The organism is Barnesiella viscericola DSM 18177 (assembly GCF_000512915.1).
Classification (GTDB): domain Bacteria; phylum Bacteroidota; class Bacteroidia; order Bacteroidales; family Barnesiellaceae; genus Barnesiella; species Barnesiella viscericola.
Genome location: NZ_CP007034.1, coordinates 3037374 through 3053505 on the forward strand (window position 1 = coordinate 3037374; position 16132 = coordinate 3053505).

9 protein-coding genes are annotated in these 16132 nt (G+C 52.4%); all 9 read left to right on the plus strand.

Features of this window, described 5'->3' with window-relative positions:
* Window positions 1–2 precede the first annotated feature (2 nt).
* The 9 genes from BARVI_RS12630 (at window position 3) to BARVI_RS12670 (ending at window position 16070) form a co-directional block, all read left to right on the plus strand.
* Window positions 3–2162 carry a glycoside hydrolase family 97 protein gene (locus BARVI_RS12630; protein WP_025279547.1) on the plus strand — a complete coding sequence of 720 codons (2160 nt, stop codon included), beginning with the start codon at window positions 3–5 and terminating at the stop codon, window positions 2160–2162.
* A gap of 638 nt (window positions 2163–2800) precedes the next feature.
* A complete protein-coding gene (locus BARVI_RS12635; protein ID WP_025279548.1) occupies window positions 2801–3961 on the plus strand; it encodes an efflux RND transporter periplasmic adaptor subunit in 1161 nt (386 codons plus the stop codon).
* 29 nt (window positions 3962–3990) lie between these two features.
* Window positions 3991–7170, plus strand: coding sequence for an efflux RND transporter permease subunit (locus BARVI_RS12640; RefSeq protein ID WP_025279549.1), 3180 nt, complete (start codon window positions 3991–3993; stop codon window positions 7168–7170).
* Window positions 7171–7199: 29 nt separating this feature from the next.
* Window positions 7200–8609 (plus strand): efflux transporter outer membrane subunit, encoded by a 1410-nt coding sequence (locus tag BARVI_RS12645; protein WP_025279550.1) that lies wholly within the window; start codon window positions 7200–7202, stop codon window positions 8607–8609.
* 21 nt (window positions 8610–8630) lie between these two features.
* The gene (gene lpxA, locus BARVI_RS12650) at window positions 8631–9416 is read left to right on the plus strand and encodes an acyl-ACP--UDP-N-acetylglucosamine O-acyltransferase (RefSeq protein ID WP_025279551.1); all 786 of its coding nucleotides are present in this window, start codon (window positions 8631–8633) and stop codon (window positions 9414–9416) included.
* A gap of 252 nt (window positions 9417–9668) precedes the next feature.
* Window positions 9669–10286 carry a TetR/AcrR family transcriptional regulator gene (locus tag BARVI_RS12655; protein WP_157232600.1) on the plus strand — a complete coding sequence of 206 codons (618 nt, stop codon included), beginning with the start codon at window positions 9669–9671 and terminating at the stop codon, window positions 10284–10286.
* 73 nt (window positions 10287–10359) lie between these two features.
* A complete protein-coding gene (locus BARVI_RS12660) occupies window positions 10360–11841 on the plus strand; it encodes a TolC family protein (protein ID WP_084547069.1) in 1482 nt (493 codons plus the stop codon).
* Between the two features lie 31 nt (window positions 11842–11872).
* Window positions 11873–12889, plus strand: a complete 1017-nt coding sequence (locus tag BARVI_RS12665) for an efflux RND transporter periplasmic adaptor subunit (RefSeq protein ID WP_025279554.1) — start codon at window positions 11873–11875, stop codon at window positions 12887–12889.
* Window positions 12890–12941: 52 nt separating this feature from the next.
* Window positions 12942–16070 carry an efflux RND transporter permease subunit gene (locus BARVI_RS12670; RefSeq protein WP_025279555.1) on the plus strand — a complete coding sequence of 1043 codons (3129 nt, stop codon included), beginning with the start codon at window positions 12942–12944 and terminating at the stop codon, window positions 16068–16070.
* Window positions 16071–16132 lie beyond the last annotated feature (62 nt).

The window sequence follows — 16132 nt, forward strand, 5'->3', positions numbered from 1 at the left end:
TTATGAAAAAGAAAATTTTATTGTCAGTATGCTTGCTCAACTTGTGTATGGAATTGGCTGTTGCTCAAACACTTTTCTCGCCGAACCGTGAGTTAAAGATGGACTTCTCGATAGAGAATGGCCGTCCTACCTATACGCTGCAATATAAAGGTAAAACGGTTATCGCTCCCAGTCATCTGGGTATCGAGCTCAAAGGCGAATTTCAGCGCCGGGAGTTTAATGAAATGGACGATAAGAACGAGGGTTCTCCCTATTCGCTGATGACCGGTTTTGCCGTAGCCGACTCGGCTTTCTCCACCTTTGACGAAACGTGGACTCCCGTCTGGGGCGAGGAGTCGTCGATTCGCAACCATTACAACGAATTGGCGGTAACCTTGCGTCAGAAAGAGACCGACCGGACCATGCTCCTGCGTTTCCGTCTGTTCGACGACGGTTTGGGATTCCGTTATGAATTCCCGCAACAGAAGAATCTGAACTATTTTGTGATAAAGGAAGAGTGTACACAGTTTGCCATGACCGGCGACCACACGGCCTACTGGATTCCGGGCGACTACGACACCCAGGAGTATGATTATACGGTGTCGCGCCTCTCTGAAATCAGAAAACTGCAAGCCGGAGCCATTACCGAGAATCTCTCGCAGACCAGTTTCTCGCCCACGGGCGTACAGACGGCCTTGATGCTCAAAACCGATGATGGTATCTACATCAATCTGCACGAGGCTGCTCTTATCAATTACGCCTGCATGCACCTCAATCTCGACGACGAGCACATGATTTTTACCTCGTGGCTCACCCCCGACTCGCAAGGTGACAAAGGCTATATGCAGACTCCCTGTCACTCGCCGTGGCGTACGGTTATCGTCAGCGACGATGCCCGCGACATACTCGCTTCGCGCATCACGCTCAACCTGAACGACCCTTGTAAAATCGAGGATACCTCATGGATTAAACCCTGCAAGTATGTAGGCGTGTGGTGGGAGATGATTACCGGTATGGGCGACTGGTCCTACACGTGGGATTTCCCCTCGGTACAGTTGGGTGTGACCGATTATACCAAGGCCAAACCTCACGGACGTCACTCGGCCAATACCGCCAACGTGAAACGGTATATCGACTTTGCCGCCAAGCACGGGTTTGATGCCGTGCTGGTCGAGGGGTGGAACATCGGTTGGGAAGACTGGTTCGGCAACTCCAAGGATTATGTGTTTGATTTTGTGACTCCGTATCCCGATTTCGATGTAGATGAGATACGCGACTATGCCAAGAGCAAAGGGGTGAAGATGATTATGCACCACGAGACTTCGGCGTCGATACGCAACTACGAGCGTCATCTCGACAAGGCCTACCAGTTTATGGTCGACAACGGCTATCCGGCCGTGAAGAGTGGCTATGTAGGCAATATCATTCCGCGGGGTGAAAACCATTACAGCCAGTGGATTGTCAACCACTACCAGTATGCAGTCGAGAAAGCTGCCGAATATAAGATTATGGTCAATGCTCACGAGGCCGTGCGTCCCACGGGAATATGCCGTACCTATCCCAACCTGATTGGCAACGAGTCGGCACGGGGTACCGAGTATCAGGCCTTCGGCGGAAGCAAGCCCTACCACGTGGCTATTTTGCCCTTTACGAGACTGATTGGTGGCCCCATGGATTACACGCCCGGTATCTTCGAGATGGATATCAGTAAATACAACCCCAACAACCACTCGCACGCCAACACGACTATCGCCAATCAGTTGGCGTTGTATGTGACCATGTACAGCCCTTTGCAGATGGCTGCCGACCTGCCCGAGACCTACGAACGGTTTGCCGACGCCTTCCAGTTTATCAAAGATGTAGCCATGGAGTGGGAGAAGAGTGTCTATCTCGAAGCCGAACCCGCCCAGTATATCACCATAGCCCGTAAGGCTAAAAATACGGGAGAGTGGTTTGTCGGGAGTGTAGGCGGTTACGATGCGCGTGTTTCTGAAATCAGTTTCGATTTCCTGGATAAGGGGAAAAAGTATGAGGCTACGATTTACAGCGATACGAAAGAGACGCACTATTTGACGAATCCTCAGAAGTATGAAATCAGAAAGCTGAAAGTTACCTCCAAATCGAAATTGAAACAGTATGTCGCTCCGGGCGGCGGATATGCCATTTCGATAAAAGAAATCTAAGGCGGGGTTTCTCGCTGTCGAGCGGGCGGTCAGTCTCTTCTCTCCGATTGTGAATGACCTCGGTTGTGGTGTGGCAGAATGATGTACACCGCAGCCGGGGGTAGGAGAGGGGAGAGTGACCGCCCGCATTTTTTGTGTCATAGGGCGAGGGTTTTTCTCTGCATTCACATTTCAATTCTCTTACAGGGGTGCTTTGTGCGGGGCGTAAAATCAGCGGGGAGCAAAGGCAATTCGTCGAAAACACCTTTGAAATGTCTCTTTTTACGGCTTCTGTCGTACGGTTTTGGTTCAAAAAGCATCGAATCGGAAAAATAGAACTAAATATCGGAGATAAGGAACTAATTTGTAAGGGAGGAAGGATTTATCTTTGCACTCGGGAAATAGGTAAAAGATAGGTTATATGGTGAAATATATAAATTTTATTTTATTTTATTTTTTCATTATTTCCAGCTATTATACAGACTTTATCCCTAAATTTGTAACATTTGAAAATGTGGCTGAAATCCCTTGTTTATCGGGGGAATAGATGAATTTACAGCCCCGGGAAGGAAGTATAGGGAAAATTATTGTTAACATTTATTAGTATAAGGTTGGGCTTAGGATACCAACGTTGAAATAATATTTAGTTACTTATGAATATGAAACTGACCAAAAATTTGATTCAACCCATCGCCGGTGCGATGCTTTGTATTTTTTTGTTTTCCTGTGGAGGGAAAAATGCTCAGACAGGTGGAATGGCTCGTGAGTATGCCGTGATGACATTGGAGCCCGATTCAATGGAGTGGTATAGTAACTATCCTGCTGCCATCAAGGGTAAACGGGACATCGAGATACGGCCGAACGTGAGCGGCTTTATTACCGAATTGAGAGTGGACGAGGGATCTGTCGTAAGAAAAGGTCAGGTCCTTTTTGTTATCGATACGGTCCCCTACAAAGCCGCTTTGAAGGTAGCCGAGACCAATGTTGAGGTAGCTCGCGCCAATGCCGAGACGGCTCGCCTGACGGCCGAGAACAAACGCGAACTGCAACGCCGCGACATCATCAGCGAGTATGACCTGCAAATGGCCGAAAACTCCTATGCGTCGGCCAAGGCTCAGTTGGCTCAGGCCGAGGCCCAGCTGGTAAATGCCCGCAACAACGACTCCTACACGCGGGTAACCAGTCCGCTCGACGGGGTGGTGGGCGAGATTCCCTTCCGGGTAGGTAGCCTGGTATCGCCTTCGTCGACCACGCCGCTGACTACCGTATCGGACAACTCTGAGATGTATGTCTATTTCTCGATGACCGAACGCCAGGTTCTCGAACTGGCTGCCCAATACGGTGCCGACAATTTCTTGAAAAAGCTCCCCGAAGTGTCGCTCAAACTCTCCGACGGTAGCGTTTATCCCTTGAAGGGCGAAATTGAGACCATCAGCGGTATCATCGACACGCAGACCGGTTCGTCGAACATGCGTGCCACCTTTGCCAATCCGCACAAGCTGTTGCGCAGCGGCGGCTCGGGTGTGATCATGATCCCGATGAAGAACAACCAGGCACTGTTGGTACCGCAGAAGGCCACGTATGAGATTCAGGACAAGAAATTTGTATACGTCCTCAACGATGATTCTACGGTGAAATCGACCGAGATTACCGTTTCGTCGATTGATAACGGTAAAGATTACATGGTGCTCTCGGGCCTCAAAGTCGGCGACCGCATTGTAATCGAAGGTGTCAATACCCTCAAAGACGGTATGAAGATACAGGTAGCCGGAGCTCAGGCTCCCGCCCAGGAACCGGCACAAGCACAAAGCAAACAATAACCCTTTCAACTTCAAAATAGGAAAAGATTATGAAGTTAGACAGATTTATCAATCGCCCGGTATTATCGACCGTTATCTCCATTTTCATGGTTATACTGGGCCTTATCGGACTTGTATTCCTACCCATCACGCAGTATCCCGATATTGCGCCGCCTACGATACAGGTCTCTACAACCTACACGGGTGCCAATGCCCAGACGATATTGAACAGCGTTATCGCTCCTTTGGAGGAGTCGATCAACGGTGTGGAGGACATGATGTACATGACCTCGTCGGCCACCAATACCGGTTCGGCCTCCATCACCGTATATTTCAAACAGGGTACCGACCCCGATATGGCTGCTGTGAACGTGCAGAACCGGGTGTCGAAAGCCTTGAACTTGCTGCCTGCCGAGGTAACTCAGGTGGGTGTGATTACCCAGAAGCGGCAGACCAGTATGCTGATGGTATTCTCTCTGTATAGTCCCGACGACCGGTACAGCCTCGAATTCCTCGAAAACTACGCCAAAATCAATGTGATTCCTCTGGTACAACGTATCCCGGGTGTGGGTGATGCCAACGTTATGGCTACCGACTACTCGATGCGTATCTGGCTCAAACCCGACGTGATGGCCCAGTATGGCCTCATGCCTACCGATATTGCCGCCGTCCTGGCCGAGCAGAATATCGAGGCCGCTCCCGGTCAGTTTGGCGACCAGGGTAACCAGTCGTTCCAGTATGTGCTCACCTACAAGGGGCGTCTGCAAACCCCCGAAGAGTTTGGCGACATGGTGATTCGTGCCGATGCCGACGGTCAGATTCTCTATCTGAAAGATGTGGCCGACATCGAGCTGGGCCGTTTGACCTATGGGTTCAAGAACTTCCAGAACGGACACAATGCCGTGAGCTCCATGATTTACCAGACGGCAGGTTCGAACGCCACCGAGATTATCGGTGATATAACCGACTTGCTCGACGATATCCGCAAAGACCTCCCGGCCGGTATGGAAATCGAGACAACGCTGAATGCCAACGACTTCTTGTTCGCTTCGATTCACGAGGTAATCAAGACCCTTATCGAGGCCTTTATCCTGGTGTTCTTCGTGGTATATATCTTCTTGCAGGATTTCCGTTCGACGTTGATTCCCGCCATCGCAATCCCGGTATCGCTTATCGGTACCTTCTTTGCCCTCTACCTGATGGGATTCAGCCTCAACCTGCTTACCCTCTGTGCCTTGGTATTGGCCATTGCGATAGTGGTCGACGATGCGATAGTGGTCGTCGAGGGCGTCCATGCCAAGTTGGACCAGGGGTACAAGTCGCCGCGCAAGGCCTCGATCGATGCCATGCGTGAGCTCTCGGGAGCTATCGTGTCGATTACGCTGGTGATGATGTCGGTGTTTATCCCCGTAAGTTTCATGACCGGAACATCGGGTACCTTCTACCGGCAGTTTGGTCTCACCATGGCCTTCGCCATCGGCTTCTCGGCCATCAATGCCTTGACCCTGAGTCCCGCTTTGTGTGCCATCTTGTTGAAACCGCACGACAAGAGCGGTGCGGGTCACAAGAAGACAACCTTTATCGACCGGTTCCACACCGCTTTCAATACGGCATACGATACACTGTTGAACAAGTATAAGAACGGAGTCCGACACTTTGTTCACCACAAGAAACTCTCTTTCCTAGGTGTGATTGTGGCCATCGTTGTTCTGGTTGTGCTGATGAATGTGACACCTACGGGACTTGTGCCCAACGAGGATACGGGAACCATCATGATTACGGCCGACTTGCAGCCGGGTACCTCGCAAGAGCGTACCGAGCAGGTGCTCATGCAGGTCGACAGCATCATCGGGTTGCACCCTGCCGTGAAGGGTCGCACGCAGATTGTCGGATTTAGTTTCATCGGTGGTCAGGGTAATACCTACGGTTCGTTTATCGTGAAACTGAAAGATTGGAGCGAACGTACCGGCAAGGGTATGGACGCCAACTCGGTAATCGGGGCTCTCTACTCCAAGTTTGCCACCGAGATAAAAGATGCCCGTGTGCTCTGTTTCGCACCGCCTATGATTCCGGGTTACAGTATCAGTAACGGTTTCGAGTTGAACTTGCAGGATAAGACCGGTGGCTCGCTCGACCGCTTCTACGAGGTGACACAGGAGTTCTTGGCCGAGCTGATGAAACGGCCCGAGATTGCCATGGCTTCGACCACGTTCAACCCCTCGTTCCCGCAATACATGGTCGATGTCGACGTGGCCAAGTGCAAACAGGCCGGTATCAGCCCGAGCGATGTGCTCACCGCCTTGCAGGGTTACATCGGTGGTATGTATTCGTCGAACTTCAACCGATTCGGTAAACTCTACCGGGTCATGATTCAGGCCGAGCCCAGTGCCCGTGTCAGCCCCGAGAGCCTCAACAACATCAAGATTCGCAACGGTTCCGAGATGGCCCCCATCACCAACTTCATTACGTTGCATAAGGTGTACGGCCCCGACAACATCAACCGCTTCAACATGTTTACCTCCATCAAGATCAACGGTAACCCGGCCGACGGTTACAGTTCGGGCGAGGCCATCAAGGCACTCGAAGAGGTAGCCGCCGAGACGCTGCCGGTAGGTTACGGTTATGAGTTCTCGGGTATGACCCGTGAGGAGCAAAGTTCGAGCAGCGGTACCACGGCCATCATCTTCGTGCTCTGTCTTGTATTCGTCTATCTGTTGTTGAGTGCCCAGTATGAGAGCTACGTGCTGCCGCTGTCGGTTATTCTTTCGATACCGTTCGGTCTGGCCGGAAGCTTCATCTTCGCCCTCATCATGGGTGTTGAGAACAACATCTATTTGCAGATTGCCTTGATTATGTTGATTGGTCTGTTGGCCAAGAATGCGATTCTTATCGTCGAGTTCGCCCTCGACCGTCGTCGTACCGGTATGCCTATCATCAATGCCGCTATCGACGGAGCCGCAGCCCGTTTGCGTCCTATCTTGATGACTTCGTTGGCCATGGTCATCGGTCTGTTGCCTATGATGTTTGCCAGCGGTGTAGGAGCCAATGGTAACGGAACCCTGGGTGCCGGTGCCGTGGGCGGTATGCTTATTGGTATGATTTGCCAGATATTCATCGTGCCGGCTCTGTTCGTGGTATTCGAGATTATCCAGGAGAAGATCAAACCGCTCAAATGGGACGATCTGGGCAACTCGGAAGTCCTCACGGAAATCGAGCAGTATTCCAAATAAAATTGAACTCTATATAAAACAGAGAATATATGAAACGAATCCTTTTATATGTCGTATGTGGCTTAACTATGGCGACCACGTTCAACAGTTGCTACATATATAATAAATACCATCGCCCCGATGATATAACGGTAGAGGGTCTGTTCCGCGATACCGTTTCGGATACCGATACCCTGGCTGCCGATTCGGTGAGCTTTGGCGACCTGCCCTGGGAGGAGGTCTTCACCGACCCCACGTTGCAGGAGCTTATTCGCACGGGATTGGAGCGGAACAGCGACTTGCAGAGTGCCATGTTGCAAATCGAGGCTGCCCAGGCCAGCTTCACGGCTGCCCGGTTGGCCTTCCTCCCTTCGCTTAGTCTTACTCCGCAAGGCGGCGTGAGCAGCTTCGACAGCAGCAAAGGGCAGTGGACCTACAATGCTCCCGTTACCGCCAGTTGGGAAATCGACATCTTTGGTCGCCTGCTCAACTCGGAACGGAATGCCAAGGCGATGTTGATGCAGAGCGAAGCCTACAAGCAGGCTGTGCGCACGCAACTTATCGCTACGATTGCCAACGGGTACTACACCTTGTTGATGCTCGACGAGCAGCTTGCCATCACCGAGGAGACCGCCATGACCTGGCAGAAGAGTGTAGAGACCATCAAGGCCATGAAAATAGGCGGTATGACCAACGAGGCTGCCGTAGCTCAAAGCGAAGCCAACAACTACATGATTGCCGCCTCGATACCCTCGTTGCGCCAGCAGATTCGCGAGACCGAGAACTCGCTCTCGACCCTGTTGTATCAAGCACCGCAAACCATCAAGCGAGGCAAACTCCAAGATCAGCAACTCCCCGAGATGTATCAGGTGGGCGTACCCGTGCAACTGTTGGCCAACCGTCCCGATGTACGCTCGGCCGAACTCTCGCTGGCCGCAGCCTACTATTCGACCAATATTGCCCGTTCGGCCTTCTATCCCAACATCGTGATTTCGGGGTCGGCCGGTTGGACCAATTCGGCCGGTAGTGGCATCGTCAATCCCGGCAAGTTGTTGCTCTCGGCTGCCGCTTCGCTGGTTCAGCCCCTCTTCAACCGGGGTAGCAACATTGCCAACCTCAAAGCCGCCAAGGCTCAACAGAAGATAGCCGCCATCAATTTCCAACAGGCTATTCTCAATGCCGGTGCCGAAGTGAGCAACGCCCTCTATCAGATTCAGTCCACCAAAGAGACACTTGTCAACCGTGACCTGCAAGTTGCCTCGCTCGAGAAGGCTGTCGAGTCGACCATGTCGTTGATGACCCTGGGAACCTCGACCTACCTCGAAGTGCTCACGGCCCAACAGTCGTTGCTCAATGCCCAGTTGTCGCAAATCTCCGACTCGTACCAATGTATGGTTGCCGTTATCAACCTCTACCAGGCGTTGGGTGGTGGTCGTGAAATAGAGGAAGAAAACAAGTAAAAAACGTAAAAATTAGATACTATGATTAGTCCGTTAGCCTATGTCGATCCCAAAGCGGAGATTGGTAACAACGTAACCATTCACCCCTTTGCCTATATCGACAAAGACGTTGTCATCGGTGACAACTGCGTGATATATCCCTATGCCAGTGTATTGGCGGGAACGGTCCTGGGAAAAAACAACCGGGTCTTTCAAGGGGCTATCCTCGGTGCCGAGCCGCAAGACTTCCACTACAAAGGAGAGCCTACCCGACTGACGGTGGGCGATAACAATACCATTCGCGAGTATGTAATCATCAACCGCGCCACCCATTCCGATGGCGAGACTGTCATCGGCAACAATATCTGCATGATGAAGGGAACCCGCATCGGTCATGATTGCCGGGTCGACGACGATTGTATTTTGGGTATCGACTGCGACCTGGCCGGCGAATGCCACATACACAGCAAAGCCATCTTGGCCGGTCGTGTGATTGTGAAAGAGAAATGCCGGGTAGGTAGCTGGACCCTCGTCAAGAGCGGCTGCCGCACGGGCAAAGATATACCCCCTTACATCTTGGCAGCACACAACCCCATCATGTACAAGGGTATCAATGCCTTTATCCTCCGTCGTGCAGGATTTAGCGAAGCCACCATCGAGAATATCGCTTTGGCCTACCGTCAGGTCTACTCGTCGGGCACCAGTCTCGAAAACGCCATCTTGCGTATCAAGGAGGTGGTGACGCCCAGTCCCGAAATCGATTATATTCTCAAATTCTTTTCCGAGTCCAAGATGGGCATCATTGCTACCATCGGTGAAGGGCAGTAAGAAATAAAATACAGGAATAAGAAAAGCCGAAGCCCGGTACTCATGAACCGGGCTTCGGCTTTTCTTATCTGTGCGGTGTGTTGCGGTTGGGGAGTGGGAGGCGAAGTATTCAGGGGGTGCTGTCTGTTTTTCAGCTCGTTTCCGTGTCGCTTTGTTTGTGATTATTAACAGAGCCGGCACTAAATATGGCGCAGAAAACTTTTCGAGTTTTCAAAGTTTTCCATACATTTGTCCCGCTTTAAGTTGGGAAATATGTACACCGAAATACAGCTGCGCATCATCGAACAAGCGACACCCATGTTCCTGCACTATGGCATTAAAGCCATTACAATGGATATGATTGCCACGCGGTTGGGTATGTCGAAACGTACCTTGTATGAAAATTTCAAGGAGAAGAACGAGTTGTTGCTGGCCTGTCTTGAAAAGTCCGAGGAGGAACGCAACGTGCGGTTGAAGCACTACTATACCCAACGGCAGAATGTAATCGAGCTGTTGTTGAATGTGCATGAGGATATACTCCGATTCATGCGCAATGCCAGTCCGGCCTACTTCATCGACATGGAACGCTACTATCCCAAGGTCTATGAGCGCTACGAGCGGGAGAAGGAGGTACACAAGCGGGCCATTGTCGACCTGTTGCGGCAGGGAATAGGCGAGGGCATGATACGCGGCGACATCAATTTGGAGATAGTCTCCACGTTGCTCTCTCTGCAATTCGAACTGTTGAAAAACGCCGACCAGGTATTCAAGTCGAAATACACCTTTACCGAAATATTCGAGACCATATTCAAAAGTTTCATTCGGGGAATCGCTACCCCCGAAGGGGTGCGGTATACCGACGAGTTTTTTGCCCGGTACGAAAACAAATAGCCCGTCGGAATAGTATATAAATATATTGTAGAAACATATACATAGAAGAGTAAGGAACTTAATAATCGAAAAGATGATGAATAGAAGCAAACTCGTATCCCGAGTCGTCGCCTTGTGTGCCCTGTCGTTGCCGGGGATTCTGTGGGCTCAAACCCAGCAAGCGGACCGGCAGACGTTGACACTCGATTTGAAGACAGCCATCGGTATCGCCCTCAACGAAAATCCCACGGTCAAGGTTGCCGATATGGAAATTGAAAAGAAAGATTACTCCAAGAAGGAGACCATCGCCGGCCTGTTCCCCCGCATCGACGGGTCGGCCTCATATAGCCGTACCATCGAGAAACAGACGATGTACATGGACTCCGAGGCCTTCGACATGAGTGCCATGTTTGCTCCCATATACAACACGATAGGACAGTTGCACCCCGAGTTTCAGGTACCGCAGCTGGGAGGAGGCTCCTCTTCGTCGGGCGAAACCGGTATGAAGGTGGGAACCGACAACACCTATTCGGTAGGGTTCAGTGCTTCTTTGCCCATCATCGCACCCCAGTTGTGGAAGAGCGTGCAGATGTCGAGTGCCGACATCGAGCAGGCCGTCGAGGCTGCCCGTTCTTCGCGCCTCAGTCTGGTCAACCAGGTAGAAAAGGCCTATTACAGTCTGTTGCTGGCCCAGAATTCCTATGAGGTAATCAAGATGAGCTACGACAATGCCAAGCTCAATGCCCAGGACTACAAGCACAAGTTTGAGCAGGGAACCGCTTCGGAGTATGATGTTTTGCGGGCCGAGGTGCAGGTGCGCAACTTGGAACCCACCATGTTGCAAACCGAGAACAGCGTGAAGCTGAGCAAACTGCAACTGAAAGTGTTGATGGGTATCGACATGACGGTAGAGATTGCCCTCACTGACCGCCTCGAAGACTACGAAGCCTCGATGTATGAGGAGACGCTCAATATTGATACCTCGCTCGAACAGAATACCGACCTGCGTCAGTTGGACTTGCAGACGGCCTACCTGAAAAAGGCTGTCGACGTGCAACGCATGGCCTGGTTCCCTACCTTGTCGGCTACGGCCAACTACAACTGGATTTCGATGAGCTATGGCGGTGTGTTCGATGACTTCCGTTGGAGCCCCTATTCTACGGTGGGGCTATCGCTTTCGCTTCCCATCTTCCAGGGCGGGGCACGTCATTTCCGCATCAAGCAGGCCAAGTCGAATGTGTTGCAGTTGGGCTTGCAACGCGATAATCTCAAAAATACCCTCTCGATGCAGGTGCAGATGTCGATGGACAATATACAGAAGTCGGTCAAGCAGATAGCCTCCAACAAAGAGGGGGTGCGTCAGGCCGAGAAGGCATACGCCATTATGCAGAAGAGTTTCGAGATAGGGTCGGCCACTTTCATCGAACTCAACGATGCCGACCTGGCTCTCACCAATTCGCGCCTCTCCTACAACCAGGCCATCTACGATTTCCTGGCGGCCAAATCCGATTTGCAACTGCTGCTGGGCAATGCCGATCTGGAACAGTATCGGCAGTCCGTCGAGAATACCAAGTAACACACGTCGAATAATATAAGAAAACTACCATATGAAGAAAGAACTTTTGATTGGCATGGCGGCTGCATGGGCGGCCCTGCTGTTTGTGGCCTGTTCGGGGTCGAAAGAGTCGACCGAACAGACCGAGGAGGAAACGGTCCAACTCGTCAAGGTAGCCCGGGTCACCGAGCAGGCCGTTCCTCAGGTCGTCTCCTACACGGCCACAATCGAACCCTATAAACGCAATCTCATCAGTTCGTCGTTGCCCAACCGCATCAAGAAGATTTACGTCGAGGTGGGCGACCATGTCAAGGCCGGGCAGAAGCTGGTCGACCTCGACCGGGCCAATCTGGCACAGCAGAAACTTCAACTCGACAACCTCGAACTGGAATACAAGCGGGTGCAGGAGCTGTTTGCCGTGGGTGGCGCTTCGCAACAACAGGTCGACCAGATGCGCACGCAGTATGAGACGGCCAAGACCTCCTATGAGAATCTCGACGAGAATACCGTGTTGGTGAGTCCTACCAACGGCGTGGTGACCGCCCGCAACTACGATAACGGCGACCTGGCCACAGGGGCCATTCTCACCGTGATGCAGATACAGCCGGTCAAGGTGCAGGTAAACGTATCGGAGAGCGATTTCACCAAAGTGAAGCTGGGTATGCCGGTCGATGTCAATGTCGAGGTCTACGGCGACGAGGTTTTCAAGGGTAAGGTATCGCTCATTCACCCCACCATCGATGCGTCGACCCGTACCTTCGTGACCGAAATCAATATCCCCAATGCCGACAACCGCATTCGTCCGGGAATGTTTGCCCGGGTCAACATCGACTTCGGCAGCGTGAACCGCGTGGTGGTTCCCGACCAGGCCGTTGTCAAGCGTTCGGGTTCGGGCGACCGTTTTGTCTATGTCTATAAAGACGGGAAGGTATCGTTCAATCAAGTGCAGTTGGGACGTCACATGGATACGAGCTACGAACTTATCTCGGGTGTCGAGAACGGCGCCGAGGTAGTCATTGCCGGTCAGTCCCGCCTGAAAGACGGTGCCGAGGTCAAAGTCGTAGAGTAACCGCCCGTTTTCCAGTATCACTAAAACCATTCACCCTTAAAGAAAAAAATCTATGAGTCTATACGAAGGTTCGGTCAAGAAACCTATCATGACCTCGCTCTGTTTCGTGGCGGTGGCCATTCTGGGTATCTTTTCCTACACCAAACTGCCTATCGACCTTTATCCCGACATCGAGACCAACATGATTATGGTGATGACCGCCTATCCAGGGGCCAGCGCCGCCGATGTCGAGAACAACGTGACCCGTCCCTTGGAAAACGCGCTCAATGCCGTGAGCGACTTGAAGCACATCACCTCGGAGTCGAAAGAGAACATGTCGCTCATCACCCTCGAATTTGAGTATGGCGAGGACATCGACGTACTTACCAACGACGTGCGCGATAAACTGGACATGGTCAAGACCGAGTTGCCCGACGATTCGGAGAACCCCATCATCTTCAAGTTCAGCTCCGACATGATTCCTATCGTCATTCTTTCGGTACAAGCCAAGGAGAGTATGCCGGCTTTGTACAAGATTCTTGACGACAACGTGGCCAGTCCGTTGGCCCGTATCAGCGGGGTAGGTTCGGTGTCGATTAGCGGTGCGCCCGAGCGGGAAATTCAGATTTATGTCGATCCCGTGAAGCTCGAAGCCTATAACCTCAGTATCGAGACCATCGCCTCGGTCATCGGGGCCGAGAACCGCAACGTGCCGGGTGGTACGTTCGACGTGGGTTCCGAGACCTATTCGCTGCGGGTGCAGGGCGAGTTTAGCGATGCCTCGCAGATGAACGACATTGTCGTGGGCTCCTTTGGTGGCAAGAGCGTCTATTTGCGCGATGTGGCTGTGGTACACGACTCGGTCGAGGAGCGTGCTCAGGAGACTTACAATAACGGCGTGCAGGGAGCCATGATTGTGATTCAGAAACAGTCGGGAGCCAACTCGGTCGAAATCTCCAACGAGGTGATGAAGGCCTTGCCCCGCTTGCAGAAGAATCTGCCCAGCGACGTGAAACTGGGTGTGATTATCGATACCTCCGACAATATTCGCAACACCATCGATACTTTGTTCGAGACCGTGGTGCTGGCCCTGATATTCGTCTCGATTGTGGTGTTCCTCTTCCTGGGACGCTGGCGGGCTACGATGATTATCGTCATCACGATACCCATCTCGCTGGTCGCCTCGTTCATCTATCTGGCAGCTACCGGCAACTCGCTCAACATCATTTCGCTTTCGTCACTATCCATCGCCATCGGTATGGTGGTCGACGATGCTATCGTGGTACTCGAGAATGTAACCAATCACATCGAGCGGGGCAGCGAGCCCATGCAGGCGGCCGTGCATGGTACCAACGAGGTGGGCCTTTCGGTTGTAGCCTCTACGCTCACGCTTATCGCCGTGTTCTTCCCCCTCACGCTGGTAACCGGTATGACGGGAGTGCTCTTCAAGCAACTGGGTTGGATGGTTACCATCATCATGGTCATCTCCATTGTGTGTGCCCTCTCGCTTACTCCCATGCTCTGTTCGCGCCTGTTGAAGCTGCAACCCAAGCAATCCCGCATGTTCAAACTGCTTTACGGTCCTATCGAGAAGGGTCTCGACGCGTTCGACAACGGCTATGCCCGGTTGCTGCACTGGGCCGTAGGTCATCGCACGATTGTTTTTGTGGGCTGTATGTCGTTCTTTGTGCTTAGCCTCTTCCTGGTGCGTTTCGTAGGGTCGGAGTTCATGCCCACCCAGGATAATGCCCGTATCGGGGTGACCGTTGAGATGCCTATCGGTACCCGTACTGAAATCTCAAAAGAGGTGGGTATGCGCCTTTACCGTCAATGGATGGAGCAGTACCCCGAAATCGAGGTGTGCAACTTTACCGTAGGTCAGGCCAGTACCGACAACGTGTTTGCTTCGATGACCGACAACGGTTCGCACATATTGACCTATAATATCAGTTTGAGCGATCCCGACAAGCGCGAGCGCACCCTGTCGGAGATTTGCGACCTCATGCGTAAGGACCTGGCCGGTTACCCCGAAATCAAGAAGTCGCAGGTGAACTTGGGTGGCGGTATGTCGGCCATGGGTGGTGAGACTACCATCGACTATGAAATCTACGGTTACTCCTTCGAGGAGTCGGACAGCGTGGCTTCCCAACTGGCAGCCCTGCTCCGTGAAATCAAGGGCGTGAGCGAGGTGCGCATCAGTCGTGGCGACTATCAGCCCGAGTATCAGGTCGACTTCGACCGCGAGAAACTGGCCCTCAACGGCCTCAACCTCACCACGGCGGCTACCTATCTGCGCAACCGCATTAACGGTGCCACCGCTTCGCAGTTCCGCGAGGAGGGCGAGGAGTATGACATCAAGGTGATGTATGCCCCCGAATATCGTACCTCGATTGAGGATATTGAAAACATCATGGTCTACAATGCCCAAGGCAAGGGCGTGCGCATCAAGGAGCTGGGTACCGTGGTCGAGCGATTCTCGCCGCCTACCATCGAGCGTAAGGACCGTGAGCGTATCAACACCGTGTCGGCTATCCTCTCGGGAGCAGCCATGAGCGACGTGGTAGCCGAGGCTCAGAAGAAAATCGACCAGATGTCGATACCCTCGGGAATCTCTATCCAGCTGTCGGGTTCGTATGAGGACCAACAGGATTCGTTCAGCGACCTCTTCATGCTCATGTACCTCATCGTCATACTTGTGTTCATCGTCATGGCGGCTCAGTTCGAGTCGTTGACCTATCCGTTCATCATCATGTTCTCACTGCCCTTCGCCTTCTCGGGAGTCTTCCTGGCCCTGTGGCTCTCGGGCAACACGCTCAACGTGATGTCGCTTATCGGAGCCATCATGCTGATCGGTATTGTGGTGAAGAACGGTATTGTGCTCATCGACTACATCTCGCTGAACCGCGAGCGGGGCATGGGTATCCGCGAGGCCGTGGTCAAAGGTGGTCACTCCCGTCTGCGCCCGGTAATCATGACTACCCTCACCACCATCTTGGGTATGGTGCCCATGGCTGTGGGTACCGGACAGGGCTCAGAGATGTGGCGACCCATGGGTACGGCAGTAATCGGCGGTCTCACCGTGTCGACCATTCTCACCCTTATTCTTATCCCGGTGCTCTATTGCGTATTTGCCTCGGTGGGTGTGAAACGCCGCCGCAGGAAACACCACGAGCGTTTGACATCGAGTAACTCTACTTTGTAAAATATCCATGTTCGGTTCCCTATCTCTCTTCGCATAAAAAAGGGGAATAGGGGGCTGGACTC